General features: G+C 39.5%; 19 protein-coding genes. 18 read left to right on the forward strand and 1 reads right to left on the reverse strand.

Going from position 1 to position 13,455, the window contains the following annotated elements:
• Positions 1-77: 77 nt before the first annotated feature.
• The 3 genes from CAL6303_RS09025 to CAL6303_RS31050 all read left to right on the forward strand — a co-directional run bounded on the left by CAL6303_RS09025 (position 78) and on the right by CAL6303_RS31050 (position 2,397).
• Positions 78-1,742 (forward strand): mechanosensitive ion channel family protein, encoded by a 1,665-nt coding sequence (locus CAL6303_RS09025; protein ID WP_015197538.1) that lies wholly within the window; start codon positions 78-80, stop codon positions 1,740-1,742.
• A 193-nt stretch (positions 1,743-1,935) separates the two neighbouring features.
• Positions 1,936-2,136, forward strand: a complete 201-nt coding sequence (locus CAL6303_RS09030) for a hypothetical protein (protein WP_015197539.1) — start codon at positions 1,936-1,938, stop codon at positions 2,134-2,136.
• Positions 2,137-2,397 (forward strand): hypothetical protein, encoded by a 261-nt coding sequence (locus CAL6303_RS31050; protein ID WP_015197540.1) that lies wholly within the window; start codon positions 2,137-2,139, stop codon positions 2,395-2,397.
• A gap of 175 nt (positions 2,398-2,572) precedes the next feature.
• Here CAL6303_RS31050 and CAL6303_RS09040 read toward each other — a convergent pair whose 3' ends face one another.
• Positions 2,573-3,247 carry an ABC transporter ATP-binding protein gene (locus CAL6303_RS09040; RefSeq protein WP_015197541.1) on the reverse strand — a complete coding sequence of 225 codons (675 nt, stop codon included), beginning with the start codon at positions 3,245-3,247 and terminating at the stop codon, positions 2,573-2,575.
• A 267-nt stretch (positions 3,248-3,514) separates the two neighbouring features.
• On the opposite strand from CAL6303_RS09040, the gene CAL6303_RS09045 reads away from it, so the two are divergent.
• The 15 genes from CAL6303_RS09045 to CAL6303_RS09115 all read left to right on the forward strand — a co-directional run bounded on the left by CAL6303_RS09045 (position 3,515) and on the right by CAL6303_RS09115 (position 13,040).
• Complete coding sequence (locus CAL6303_RS09045; protein WP_015197542.1) at positions 3,515-4,453, forward strand: Sll0314/Alr1548 family TPR repeat-containing protein; 939 nt, start codon at positions 3,515-3,517, stop codon at positions 4,451-4,453.
• Positions 4,454-4,856: 403 nt separating this feature from the next.
• A complete protein-coding gene (locus CAL6303_RS09050) occupies positions 4,857-5,843 on the forward strand; it encodes a tetratricopeptide repeat protein (RefSeq protein ID WP_015197543.1) in 987 nt (328 codons plus the stop codon).
• A gap of 92 nt (positions 5,844-5,935) precedes the next feature.
• Positions 5,936-6,718, forward strand: a complete 783-nt coding sequence (locus tag CAL6303_RS09055; protein ID WP_015197544.1) for a hypothetical protein — start codon at positions 5,936-5,938, stop codon at positions 6,716-6,718.
• A 297-nt stretch (positions 6,719-7,015) separates the two neighbouring features.
• The gene (locus CAL6303_RS09060) at positions 7,016-7,237 is read left to right on the forward strand and encodes a CTB family bacteriocin (RefSeq protein WP_015197545.1); all 222 of its coding nucleotides are present in this window, start codon (positions 7,016-7,018) and stop codon (positions 7,235-7,237) included.
• Positions 7,238-7,315: 78 nt separating this feature from the next.
• Positions 7,316-7,537: a CTB family bacteriocin gene (locus CAL6303_RS09065; RefSeq protein ID WP_015197546.1), complete on the forward strand. Its 222-nt coding sequence runs from the start codon at positions 7,316-7,318 to the stop codon at positions 7,535-7,537.
• A gap of 78 nt (positions 7,538-7,615) precedes the next feature.
• Positions 7,616-7,837 (forward strand): CTB family bacteriocin, encoded by a 222-nt coding sequence (locus CAL6303_RS09070; protein WP_015197547.1) that lies wholly within the window; start codon positions 7,616-7,618, stop codon positions 7,835-7,837.
• 78 nt (positions 7,838-7,915) lie between these two features.
• A complete protein-coding gene (locus CAL6303_RS09075) occupies positions 7,916-8,137 on the forward strand; it encodes a CTB family bacteriocin (protein ID WP_015197548.1) in 222 nt (73 codons plus the stop codon).
• A gap of 78 nt (positions 8,138-8,215) precedes the next feature.
• Positions 8,216-8,437, forward strand: a complete 222-nt coding sequence (locus CAL6303_RS09080; RefSeq protein ID WP_015197549.1) for a CTB family bacteriocin — start codon at positions 8,216-8,218, stop codon at positions 8,435-8,437.
• A gap of 82 nt (positions 8,438-8,519) precedes the next feature.
• Complete coding sequence (locus tag CAL6303_RS09085; protein WP_015197546.1) at positions 8,520-8,741, forward strand: CTB family bacteriocin; 222 nt, start codon at positions 8,520-8,522, stop codon at positions 8,739-8,741.
• 78 nt (positions 8,742-8,819) lie between these two features.
• Positions 8,820-9,041 carry a CTB family bacteriocin gene (locus tag CAL6303_RS09090; RefSeq protein ID WP_015197550.1) on the forward strand — a complete coding sequence of 74 codons (222 nt, stop codon included), beginning with the start codon at positions 8,820-8,822 and terminating at the stop codon, positions 9,039-9,041.
• Positions 9,042-9,115: 74 nt separating this feature from the next.
• Positions 9,116-9,325: a hypothetical protein gene (locus CAL6303_RS09095; protein WP_015197551.1), complete on the forward strand. Its 210-nt coding sequence runs from the start codon at positions 9,116-9,118 to the stop codon at positions 9,323-9,325.
• Positions 9,326-9,729: 404 nt separating this feature from the next.
• Positions 9,730-11,034 carry a threonine synthase gene (gene thrC, locus CAL6303_RS09100; RefSeq protein WP_015197552.1) on the forward strand — a complete coding sequence of 435 codons (1,305 nt, stop codon included), beginning with the start codon at positions 9,730-9,732 and terminating at the stop codon, positions 11,032-11,034.
• Positions 11,035-11,115: 81 nt separating this feature from the next.
• Positions 11,116-11,391, forward strand: coding sequence for a MoaD/ThiS family protein (locus CAL6303_RS09105; RefSeq protein ID WP_015197553.1), 276 nt, complete (start codon positions 11,116-11,118; stop codon positions 11,389-11,391).
• A 361-nt stretch (positions 11,392-11,752) separates the two neighbouring features.
• Entirely contained in the window at positions 11,753-12,226 is a 474-nt protein-coding gene (locus CAL6303_RS28410; RefSeq protein ID WP_015197554.1) for a hypothetical protein, read from the forward strand.
• A 7-nt stretch (positions 12,227-12,233) separates the two neighbouring features.
• Positions 12,234-13,040: a dienelactone hydrolase family protein gene (locus CAL6303_RS09115; protein ID WP_015197555.1), complete on the forward strand. Its 807-nt coding sequence runs from the start codon at positions 12,234-12,236 to the stop codon at positions 13,038-13,040.
• The last annotated feature ends 415 nt before the right edge of the window (positions 13,041-13,455 follow it).

Below are 13,455 nucleotides of genomic sequence, written 5' to 3' on the forward strand. Positions count from 1 at the left end.
AGGTACAATTACAGGATTGATCTGCAAACCTAAAAACGACGCAGTTCAAGGTCTTTTAGTTAGATGGGAGGTATCCATTGCGCTTAAAATCTGTGGCAATAACCGTGATTTCAATGGGGTTAGCACAAGCCATCACTATTGGAATAGTGCCAAAAGTTACAGCCCAGAACATAGTTTTTCCCCTTCCCAACTTACAAACATCACCTCTAAAGGTCAATGATTCGGAGAATGAAATCGTTACTGGTTGGGTTTATTTGGATGGGAAACCTTTATTTCAAGTTACTTCTACCAAGGAAAATCTTCCCAATCGTTTAGATATCATCCAAAATAGTTTGGCGAAAATCCAGACTAATTATCTCAGGAACCCAAAAACCGAACTTGATGTATCAATCAAGACCGTAAATGGTTCTAAGGAAATCAATATTAATGGTCAGTATTTGGTAACTCTCTCTGAGCAAGATATGAGAGCGCAAAACTTCAACACTGACAGCTTTGAAAAAGAAATCCAAGGTTTATTAGAACAGCGTTTCCAAACAGCCAAGCAAGAAAGACAACCCAGTTTTTTAGTTCGTCAAGGGATAATTTCCTTAGCCACAGGAGCAGGTATTATTTTTATTAGTTGGGGAATTTGTTACCTCAGAGGACGTTCAAAAGAAAATCAACCTCATCCGGTGAATGCGATCGCCACAACAACACAACCCATCACCAGCGAACTACATCAAAAACAACACCAAAATAGCCAAGAAGTCAAGCGAAGACTTTTTCAATTTGCCCAAGTCGGAATTTGGGGCAGTGGAGGTTACTTTATTCTCGGTTTATTGCCCTATACTCGATGGCTACAAATAGCCATTCCCGCCGTCGCCCAGATTCCTTTAAGATTAGGAATAGTAGGACTTTTAACCTATGTGGGAGTACGTTTTAGTTATGTTTTGATTGACCGCTTTACATCTGCTCTCATTAAAAGCAGTAGTTTATTAACTCCCGAAACCGCTGAAAGGTTACAATTAAGGGCTTCTACAGTTTCCGGAGTCACAAAAAGTATTGTCACCATTGTTTGGACAGGAGTTGGTACAATAGTTGCTCTAACTGCTGTGGGAATAAATGTGATTCCTTTACTAGCAGGTGCAAGTTTGGTGGGTGTTGCTGTATCTTTAGCCGCTCAAAGTTTGATTAAAGACGCAATCAACGGTTTTTTAATTGTATTGGAAGACCAGTATGCTTTGGGTGATGTGATTGCGGTGGGAAATGTCGGGGGGTTAGTCGAAAATATGAATTTACGTATAACCCAACTTCGAGATGCTGAGGGACGTTTAATTACTATTCCCAATAGTGAAATCAAAGTTGTTGCTAATCTTTCTAGCCGTTGGTCACGGGCTGATTTAAGTATACCTATTGCTTATGAAGAAGATATTGATCAAGCTCTAGCAGTGATTAAAAAGGTCGCTTTTGATATGAAGCAAGACCCCGCATGGAAATACCGAATTGTAGATAATCCTGAAGTTTTGGGAGTAGATCACTTTGGCGATCGCGGTTTAATGGTAAGGGTATGGATCAAAACCCAACCCCTGAAACAATGGGATGTAGCTAGGGAGTTTCGTCGTCGATTAAAAATTGCTTTGGATATTGGAGGAATTAAAATTCCTGTAGCACAACAAACAATTTGGCTGCATGATGCTCCTTTATCGAAGGATCATGGGGAAAACAAACCTGAAAGAAGTTTGCACATGGAGAATAAACAGTAGATTCGGTTCTAGCAGAATTGGAACCAATTTCCCCATGTTATTAAAACAGTAAAAGACAGTGGGTATCGTACCACTGTCTTCCTCGCGCTTCGTCCGTAGGTTGGATCAAGGCTTTGCGAAACCAAGCATAATAGAGAATTGATCCTCACTGCAAAGCTATAATGTGAGCAAAAACAAAGAATTTTAAACTGATATGTCAACCCTTGAGCAAATTGAAGCAGCTATCCTTACACTTCCATCAGATGAGTTTCAGCGACTCAGACAGTGGTTTTTTGATGTGGATTACCAGCGTTGGGATGAGCAGTTAGAGCAAGACATAGCGGAGGGCAAATTAGAGGCTTTGGCAGAGGAAGCGATCGCTGAATTCAAAGCAGGTCATTGTCGGGAAATTTGAATGCATTACGCAACACGAAGATTTTGGAAGTGTTATGACGCTCTACCCGAAAGCGTTCAGGATACCGCAGACGAGTGTTATAAGCTTCTGAAAGCTGATCCGTCTCATCCATCCTTGCACTTCAAAAAGATTGGGAAAAGGTATTGGTCAGTTCGAGTAGGACTAGATTATCGAGCCTTGAGTGTTGAGGTAGAAGGGGGTGTTTCATGGTTTTGGATTGGCACTCATGCAGAGTACGATAAATTAATCAGTAGGCTCTAGTGGGCGGTACAAGAGAGTGAGTGCAATACCACGAACTGGTTGCAAAGTGCATCGCAATCCCCTGTGGCGACTGTATTCTACAAAAGTAATTATCGATGATTACAAAACTGATATCTCAACAAGAAGAATCAACTGTATCTTAACCATTATAACCGATACAGTTGTCTTTCCCTCACTACGCTGCTGGTTGAGGTTCTTTCGTTCTTTCTTGCAGCGTTGTCGGATCAATAGATTCTAGATGACCATTTTGAATACTCCAACAACGATCAGCGATCGCTAACAAGTCTCCGGCATCATGGGTGACAATTAATAATGTCCAATTCTGTTTAAGTTTTGCCAATAAACGCACCAATTGCTGCCGGATTGACCAGTCTAAGCCGGCTGTAGGCTCATCCAAAAGTAACAAATGGGGCTGACGAATTAATTGGACTGCCAGGGCTAAACGCCGTTGCTGTCCCCCGCTGAGGTCATGGGGAGAGGCACTTAAAGATAAATGATCTAACCCAACTTCGGCTAACGCTTCCGATATGCGATCGCTTCCTATCTCCGGATGCCCTAAACGCAATTCTTCTAAAATCGTACCACCGCAAAAATGCCTTTCAGGAAACTGAAACACCAATCCAGCTAGTTGCTGCATCTGCTCGGCAACTAGTTCCTGTTCCCGCCAAAACATCCCCCCAGAGGAAGGTGCAGCCAATCCTGAAAGTATTTCCAGCATTGTGCTTTTGCCGGAACCACTTGGTCCAATAATCAAACCCAATTGTTGAGGTGCCAAATCGAGGTTGACGGATTTGAGAATCGCATTTGGGCAGGCAGTCGGATGATAAGTTAAATTTCTGAGATAGAGCATTTGTTCAGATTACCAAAAAGTCCGCAACTTACTTATTAATTAAGTACACCGTAAATAACTATAAAGTTCCGCAAAAAACTGAGAAGTTATACTCAAGGTTGTTAACTATTAGCTCCTAGCCAAAAGCTAACCACTAAATGCTAATAGCCATTTGGGGAGTGAGGCAAAAATAACTACTAGCAAAAAAACACATATTATTATATTCGTATTCTAAAATTATAAGTAATATTAAAGACTATCACCATAGTGATTATTCTGAGGTCAGCTATGAAGAATAAGTTTGTATTCCCACAATCAAAGATCATGCCAATTAACATCAATAGACTTGCAGCAGCTTTGTTTTGCAGTGTTTTAGCCGTTACCCTCCAAGTTAGTCCTACTGTTGGGGCTGACCCTTTCCGGACGAAAGAAACCCGCAATATTGGTGACAACACCGAAGCTGCGTTTAAGGCTATTTTCCAAGAAGGAAACTACCAAGCTGCTGATAGTTATCTTCAAAAAGCACTGACTTCTGAACCTGATGAACCACTAGCCTATGCAATGCGAGCCTCCTTGGCTTACAGTAACAAGGATTTTGCTATGTTGGAAACCTATAGTCAAAAAACTCTGGAAACAGCCGAAAAATTGATTCCTACCGATACATTACGGGGACATCTGTATGCTGCGGTTGGTCACTTTTTATCGGGTGCTGTAATTCTGAGTCGGGAAGGAACCGTTAACGGTGCTCCCCAAGCGATGAGTAAGCTAAGACAAGTATATGAAAATTTAGACAAAGCGGAAGCAGTTTCCCCCCAAGATTCGGAATTGAACCTAATTAAAGGTTATATGGATTTGATGCTAGCTGTAAATTTACCATTTGCGAATCCTACCCAAGCAATTGAGCGCTTAGAAAAAAATGCAAGTCCCCAATATCTAGTTGATAGAGGAATAGCGATCGCATATCGAGATTTGAAGCAATATCCCAAAGCTCTAGAATATGCTAACCGCGCTCTGAAGGTGACAACTAATAACCCAGAAGTATACTATCTCAAAGCTCAAATTCTCCGCGCTCAAGCCAATAAAGAAAAAAGCAGTCAACAGATGCGCGAAGCAGTAAGCAACTTTGACAAAGCTTTAGCCAAAAAAACACAGCTACCATCAGGTTTAGTCAGACAAATCGAGCGAGAACGTGGCAATGCTGATAAAAGTATTGCCAGTCTTAAATAGCTACGGTGTACGAGGGGGGAGGGATTCGACAAGGCAGGTTTTGGGACTTGGATGACCCCTTTCCCACTGCCTCCTGAAATTTGTAACCATCTACTCACCATGTTTGCTCTGGTGAATATCAGAAATAAAATTGAGAAGATTTGGATATTTTGGTGTAATATTTAGCTCAATCAGTTTGTCTTGTTAAAGAAAATACAGCTTTTTGCAACTAGTACACCCCTCCTCAACCCTCCCCCTTGGCAGGGGGATGGTGCGCGATAGCGCGGGTGGGGTATTTTTGTACCTAACGAAGTTAAAATCTGCTGTAACTAAGTTTTAAGTTTTATCAATCTCAGCATTCAAATTGATTATTCATTAGTCATAAGATTGAACAACTATTTGAAGATAGCCAAGATTAAGAATTATGTGGATAAATTTTTATAGAAGCCGGAAAAAGCTGAAGGCTAATAGTCGGGAGAAAGTTTCTTACAGTAGACAACAAGTGTTAAAACTAATCAGTTTACTGCTGATGACAATGGTATTTGTTTCGGCTTCCACTCCAGCTATTTCTGTAACTCCCCCATCTGTAGATATTATTGCTCAAGGGTATATTGGAAAAACAGCTACAGACTTCTTAAATGAGGGTTTGCAGTTAATTCAAGCTGGAAGGTTACAAGAAGCAATAAATGCTTTTGAGAAAGCCACCGAATTAGATTCGAGATTGGCAGCTGCACACTATAATTTGGGATTAGCTTTGCGACAAGCTGGGCAATTACAACCAGCAGCTAACGCATTTTACCGTGCAACTCAGGAGAATCCTAGGTTTTCTTTAGCTTATGCCAATTTGGGGGGTGCATTACTGGAGGGAAATAATTGGCAATTAGCAAATGACTATTTACAGCGGGCAATTGAGATTGAACCAAAATTGGGAATTGCTCATTATAATTTGGGGTTATTGCAGCAACAACAACGACAATGCGATCGCGCAATTGAATCATTCAAGAAAGCACAGGAGTTTAGTAAAAATGCTCCCGAATCAGCCTACCACATGGGGATCTGTTATCTCCAGCAAGATAAGCTGGATAAAGCAAAGGATTCTTTCCGCAAAGCCGCTAAGATAAATCCCCGATATACCGAGGCACATTATAATTTGGGAATGGTGCTATTTCAGCAACGCAAATTTCCTGATGCTTTGGACGCTTTTAGAAAATCGGCTGAATCCAATCCTAATTATCCAAATGCCTATTATGGTGCTGGCTTAACGTTTATGCAGATGAATCGCAACTCTGACGCTGCACAAGTTTTTGAACATGCTCGCAATTTATACGCATCACAGAATAACCCAGAATGGTCGCAAAAATCTCAGCAAATGTTGCAGCAAATACAAGCTTTAAACTCTCAACCACGTTGAGAAAAAATTAAGGGAGAATGGGGTTAAGCCAAAACAGATTTCAATTCAGTTCAATTTTATAGTTATTGGCTATCACTTCATAGGGTACTGCCATGCAGGAATCAACCTCCAAAAATCACCAAGATTTCCTCCGCCAAATTATTACCATCGCTGCGATTATTGCTGCTTTTGGCATTAATGCTATCTCGAATATTTTCCCCTTTGGTGGACAGAGTATCGGGGAAATTTCCAATACGGTTTTTCGAGATGTCTTGATTATTCCGGCAAACTATGCATTTGCAATTTGGGGATTAATTTACCTGGGTTTATTTGGTTTGGGAATCTATCAAATATTACCAGCCCAAAGGGAAGATGGGAATCTGCGGCAAGCTGGATACCCGATTGTACTGGCAAGTGTTGCTCAATGCGTGTGGGTATATTTGTTTCTGTCCCGTTTATTTATCCCTTCAGTTTTGGCAATGCTGGTAATTGTCTTATCTTTAATTACAGCTTATTTACGTTTGGGAATTGCTATCACCCCTGTGTCTCGTGTCAGAAAATGGTGTGTACATCTGCCAATTAGCATATATTTGGGATGGATTAGCGTTGCTAGTATCGTGAATGTAGCCTGTGCATTGTATTCACAAAATTGGGATGGTTGGGGTATATCTGGGGAACTTTGGGCTGTAATTATGGTAATTGTAGCCACTGGGTTAGGATGTGCTGTGGCATTACGTCGTCAAGATATAGCTTACCCAGGTGTGATTATTTGGGCAATTGTTGCGGTTGCTATTAAACATTCAACCTATTCCACCTTGAAAACAACGTCATTAGGTTGTGGGATTGTTTTAGCGATCGCTATTTTCCTCCAAATCCGAAAACCTCGAACAGCCTAAAACATCGCTAGTACAAAAGTTTTAGACAACTTCTCTATAAATGTGACTTAATTCACCCCCTTGTAGTTTCTCTAAAGTATCGGAATAACTACAGGGGGGTATTTTTTCAGAATTTTATTAATCTTGAAAAGTTTTTTCCTGTCTGGATAAGGATTACAGACATTTTTATGACACAAAATTTGGTTCTACCCCAAAAAAACTGCATGAAACCAAAAACCTCTCCCTAAGTGTAATCATGGCGGTGAAAACCGCAAAACACAATCAAAACACACACAACTAATTAACGGAGTCAAAATCATGTCACACGAAATCAACAACGAAGCAATCGAACTTTCCACTGACGAACTAGATACAGTTGCAGGTGGTGGAGCAAGTTTAGATGAATTTGCTAACTTCTTCGCTGAAAAAAACGTAATTAACTCAGCTTTAGTTAATGGTTCTGGTGGAAGCCAATCTTTAACTCAAATTGCTCAAGAAAAAGTTGATTCCAGCGCTGGAAAATCAGTATTCTCATTCTAATTTTATAAATCAAAGCGGTGACTATTCACCGCAAACCAAATTAACTAACTAATACAAACAATTAACGGAGTCAAAATCATGTCACACGAAATCAAAAACGAAGCAATCGAACTTTCCGCTGACGAATTAGATGTAGTTGCAGGTGGTGGAGCAAGTTTAGTTGAATTTGCTAACTTCTTCGCTGAAAAAAACGTAATTAACTCAGCTTTAGTTAATGGTCCTGGTGGAAGCCAATCTTTAACTCAAGTTGTACAAGAAAAAGTTGATTCCAGCGCTGGAAAATCAGTATTCTCATTCTAATTTTATAAATCAAAGCGGTGACTATTCACCGCAAACCAAATTAACTAACTAATACAAACAATTAACGGAGTCAAAATCATGTCACACGAAATCAAAAACGAAGCAATCGAACTTTCTGCTGATGAATTAGATACAGTTGCAGGTGGTGGAGCAAGTTTAAATGAATTTGCTAACTTCTTCGCTGAAAAGAACGTAATTAACTCAGTTTTAGTTAATGGTTCTGGTGGAAGCCAATCTTTAACTCAAATTGCTCAAGAAAAAGTTAATTCCAGCGCTGGAAAATCAGTATTCTCATTCTAATTTTATAAATCAAAGCGGTGACTATTCACCGCAACCCAAATTAACTAACTAATACAAACAATTAACGGAGTCAAAATCATGTCACACGAAATCAACAACGAAGCAATCGAACTTTCCGCTGACGAATTAGATGTAGTCGCAGGTGGTGCAGCAAGTTTAGATGAATTTGCTAACTTCTTCGCTGAAAAGAACGTAATTAACTCAGTTTTAGTTAATGGTTCTGGTGGAAGCCAATCTTTAACTCAAATTGCTCAAGAAAAAGTTAATTCCAGCGCTGGAAAATCAGTATTCTCATTCTAATTTTATAAATCAAAGCGGTGACTATTCACCGCAACCCAAATTAACTAACTAATACAAACAATTAACGGAGTCAAAATCATGTCACACGAAATCAACAACGAAGCAATCGAACTTTCCGCTGACGAATTAGATGTAGTCGCAGGTGGTGCAGCAAGTTTAGATGAAAAAGCTCTTTTCAACTTTCAGGCAACTGGTATCAATTCAATTTTAAACGTTGGTCCTAATGGAGTCCAGTCTTTGAGCCAGGTATCTGACTTTGATATCTTATCTGAAGCTGAAAAACAACTACGTGTTTTCTAAATAAGCTGAATTATTACTAATCGCGGTGACTATTCACCGCAACCCAAATTAACTAATACAAACAATTAACGGAGTCAAAATCATGTCACACGAAATCAAAAACGAAGCAATCGAACTTTCCGCTGACGAATTAGATGTAGTTGCAGGTGGTGGAGCAAGTTTAGTTGAATTTGCTAACTTCTTCGCTGAAAAAAACGTAATTAACTCAGCTTTAGTTAATGGTCCTGGTGGAAGCCAATCTTTAACTCAAGTTGTACAAGAAAAAGTTGATTCCAGCGCTGGAAAATCAGTATTCTCATTCTAATTTTATAAGTCAAAGCGGTGACTATTCACCGCACCACAAATTAACTAACTAATACAAACAATTAACGGAGTCAAAATCATGTCACACGAAATCAACAACGAAGCAATCGAACTTTCCACTGACGAACTAGATACAGTTGCAGGTGGTGGAGCAAGTTTAAATGAATTTGCTAACTTCTTCGCTGAAAAGAACGTAATTAACTCAGTTTTAGTTAATGGTTCTGGTGGAAGCCAATCTTTAACTCAAATTGCTCAAGAAAAAGTTGATTCCAGCGCTGGAAAATCAGTATTCTCATTCTAATTTTATAAGTCAACGCGGTGATTACTCACCGCACCCCAAATTAACTAACTAATACAACTAATTCGGAGCTAATTATGATTAACGAAACTAACAATGAAATGATTGAATTATCTGTTAATGAACTAGAAAGAATTTCTGGTGGTCTATTTTTTGATAGACCCCGTACTCCAGAAGATCAAGAACGAGAGAACCAAATTCTGGCTTCTTTAAAAGAGTCTCAAAATAGCGGTGTAGAAGGAATATTAGATAAAGTTAAAGCTAGAGCTCAAGCATATATGAAGTAGTTATAAACAAGTCTGATAGTTCAGTTTTTAAATCTCGGTTCAGCAGAAAATAGTAAGTTTTAAATGTTCCTTGAATCCTCATTCCAGCCAAATCTTTTAGATTGGCTGGTTTTTTGTTGATTACAAAAAATATGGGGAAAGTTATACCAATCCCAAAAAAGCAAGCTATGTCTCTACGATGAGTGAGTAGTAGATAGTAATAAAAGATACTTGTATGTCTGCTGACATTTTTTTGATTTAAACTGCCTAGTTCCTGCTGGCTTTTTATTTAACTCAATTGATAATCGCTATAGAAAACAGGAATCAGATATACCCGACAAAAATAGTCGGGTATGTTTGACTAGTATTTTTACTCGTGATAGCATCGTTTCACGATTGATGGAAGTACAGGGAAGGCGACTTTTATGACTCAAGCGATAGCAAAACAGGCTCACGTAAATACTGGTAACTTCAAAGCGTTGAAGTGTAAGGAGTGTGGTGCTGAATATGAACCCAAAGCACTACATGTGTGTGAGCTTTGCTTTGGTCCTTTGGAAGTAAAGTATGACTATAGTAATTTGCGCCTTTCTGTAACCCGCGAAAGTATTCAAGCTGGTCCCAACTCAATTTGGCGCTATCGTGATTTTCTCCCAGTTGCTACCGACAACTATATAGATGTGGGTACGGGGATGACTCCATTAGTTAAATCTAATCGCTTGGCACGTCGTTTAGGTCTAAAAAATCTCTACATCAAAAACGATGCTGTAAACATGCCTACCCTCAGCTTTAAGGATCGGGTGGTATCTGTGGCTTTGAGTCGAGCGCGGGAACTAGGCTTTACAACTGTATCCTGTGCAAGTACAGGAAACCTAGCTAATTCTACAGCTGCGATCGCTGCCTACGCCGGATTGGATTGTTGTGTATTCATCCCTTCTGATTTAGAAGCTGGTAAAGTCTTAGGTAGTCTTGTTTATAGTCCAACTTTGATGGCTGTAAAAGGTAATTACGACCAAGTTAACCGCCTGTGTTCAGAAGTAGCTAACACACATGGTTGGGGATTTGTCAATATTAATCTTCGCCCCTATTATTCTGAAGGTTCCAAAACATTAGGCTTTGAAGTTGCCGAACAACTGGGATGGAAACTCCCAGACCACGTTGTTGCACCTTTGGCTTCTGGCTCGTTGTTTACTAAGATCTACAAAGGCTTCCAAGAATTTGTCGAAGTTGGTTTAGTCGAAGATAAAAAAGTCCGTTTCAGTGGTGCTCAAGCAGAAGGTTGTTCACCCATCGCTGAAGCTTTCAAAGAAGGAAGAGACTTCATAAAACCAGTTAAACCCAACACAATCGCTAAATCCCTCGCTATTGGCAACCCCGCAGATGGTGTATACGCGGTGGAACTGGCACAGAAGACAGGTGGTAATATTGAATCAGTAACTGATGCCGAAATCATCGAAGCCATCAAGTTACTGGCTGAAACCGAAGGCATATTTACGGAAACCGCAGGTGGAACCACCGTTGCTGTATTGAAGAAGTTGGTGGAAGCTGGAAAAATCGATCCAGATGAAACTACCGTGGTTTACATTACTGGTAATGGTTTGAAAACCCAAGAAGCTGTTCAAGGTTACATTGGTGAACCCTTCACAATTGATGCAAAACTCGATAGCTTTGAAAGTGCGCTTGAGCGATCGCGTACTTTGGATCGCTTAGAATGGCAGCAAGTCTTGGTTTAATTGACAGCACCTCCAGATTTTGGATTTACTAAGATATAGTCCAAAATCTTCAACCATCATCCTCCACAACTTTCTAAATTTATGACGATAAAAGTTTTAGTCCCCACTGCGCTGCAAAAATTCACCAACAACCAAGCTACCCTTGAATGTAGTGGTACTAACATCGATGAGATGATCAATTCCTTAGAGGATGTTTGTCCTGGTATTAAAGCGCGTTTGTGTGATGAAGCCGGGAAACCCCGCAGATTTTTGAATTTATATGTAAATAGCGAAGATATTCGTTTCTTGGATGGAACATCTACCCCCCTCAAAGATGGGGATGAAGTGAGTATTGTTCCTGCTGTTGCTGGTGGTTAACCAGGAAATTTAGGATTATTAAGTTTAATTGCCTTCAGACGCTTAAGTGAGACATATATACAAAAGTATGTCTCACTTTTTTTGCGTGGATGTTCAACTAAAGTTTTCAGCATAATAGTATAAATAAACAATAAATTATACTAAAAAAGAAATTTATAGATTTGAATCTAAAAGCTTGTTTAATAAGTAATTATTGATTAAGTATATACTGAATAAGTAATAGATACTGACTTTAAGTTTAACCAAATTAGGTGTTCAAAAACTCCTATTCTGGCTTTTTTCTCTGGCGTTTTCGCGGTTGTAAGAGTATTTACCCAGAATGTATCCTCGGAGGATAGCTTATATATTAGAGAAATTACTTATGCTTCAGCGTTTTGCCATCACTTCTGGTTTAATACTGACAAATATACTGATAGTAACCCCAGCTACTTGGGCAGAAAGCACTGAGGTTCAAATTCATTTTAGTGGAGTGGTTCCAGAAAGAACATCTGTTAGGATTTCACCAACACCTAATTCTGAGTTACTTTCGAGTTTGAAAATCATTAAGTCACCTCAAGGACAAAGATCTACAACTCTGCATTTTGATTCCACCCAACCAAGCAATATTATAGTTTCTCCTCCGGAATTTGTATCTGGTTCTCACCCTGAACCCCGTGGAACAGTTCATACAAGCTTATTGAAATTTGAGCAAGATAGTAGTGATACCAGTGGCAAAAACTTTACAACTATACCCGCAGGTAAAGTAGACTTACAACTACAGACTTTAGTGAAAGCTCCTCAAGACTTACCGCCAGGGATATATAATTACAGAGCTACTTTGACTATTGTCCCTTGAAGAATTGATGAAAAGACGAGACTTATTAATTACATCTGCTGCTGTTGCTTCAACGTCACTCATTGCTAAATTTGGAACGGATAAAACTATAGCGGCACAAGCTGTAAAAGGCAAAACTGTTACTTTAGCTGAGGGATTAGAAGGATATTACGTCTATCCCCAAGGTAAAAAGTCAGCCCCTGCGGTGATGGTATTTATGGAAGCCTTCGGCTTAAATAGCTATATTAAAGAAGTATGCGATCGCTTGGCAAGGGCAGGGTATGCAGCGCTTGCCCCAGACTTTTATCATGGTGCTACCTATAACTATACAGATATTCAAAATGCGATCGCTAAATTAAAAACCCTCAATGATGACACAGTTATGTCTGAAGTTGGTAAGGGATTAGAATTTTTAGCTAAACGTAAAGAGGTTACAGCTAATAAAGTTGGTGTGATGGGTTTTTGCATGGGTGGACGCTATACATTTTTAGCGAATGCAGTTCACGCTGATAAATTTAAAGGTGCAGTTGCTTTTTATGGTGGGGGAATCGATAACCCGAAAGATCAATTAGGACGTAAATCACTTTTAGATCAAGTCGCTGGGATGAAAGCACCAATTATGTTGATATATGGTGCTGAGGATAACTTAATTCCCCCTGATGAACATGGCAGAATTGCCACAGCACTGTCGTCTGCCAAAAAACGTTACACCCTAACAGTTTTCCCCGCAGCAGGACATGGCTTTTTTAGTGATCGTCGTGATAGCTATGTCGCTCCTGCGGCAAAGGAAGCATGGCAATTGACAATGAGTTTCTTTTCTGAAAACCTGAAATAAACTTGTAGGGTGTGTGACACGAAAGATTCTCATTTCAAAGAGGAATATCAATCTTGTGTCACGCGCCAATGATCTAGTTCAGAGACAAACGATTATTATACTACCAGGACTTACTGTATTGTCACAACACTCGTTTGGTGAGTGACACCAAAAGCTTTATTACTACATTCAGAATCTCTCTAAGTGTCACACACCCTACAAAAAATGTACCTGATAACTATTTACTGCCAGTCCTTTCAACGCGTTCATACGTACTACCATTTTTCCGGCTGAAACCCTCATTCTTGCGTTACCGTAAAATTAAGTTTTTTAGTTATCCATACAAATTTACGATCTCCGCAGATCAAAAACGATCAATATACCGCCGATTAAATTATTCGTTTTGTCGAAGATTTATCACAAGCCTTATTTTTAG

This window comes from Calothrix sp. PCC 6303 (genome assembly GCF_000317435.1).
Taxonomy (GTDB): Bacteria; Cyanobacteriota; Cyanobacteriia; order Cyanobacteriales; family Nostocaceae; genus PCC-6303.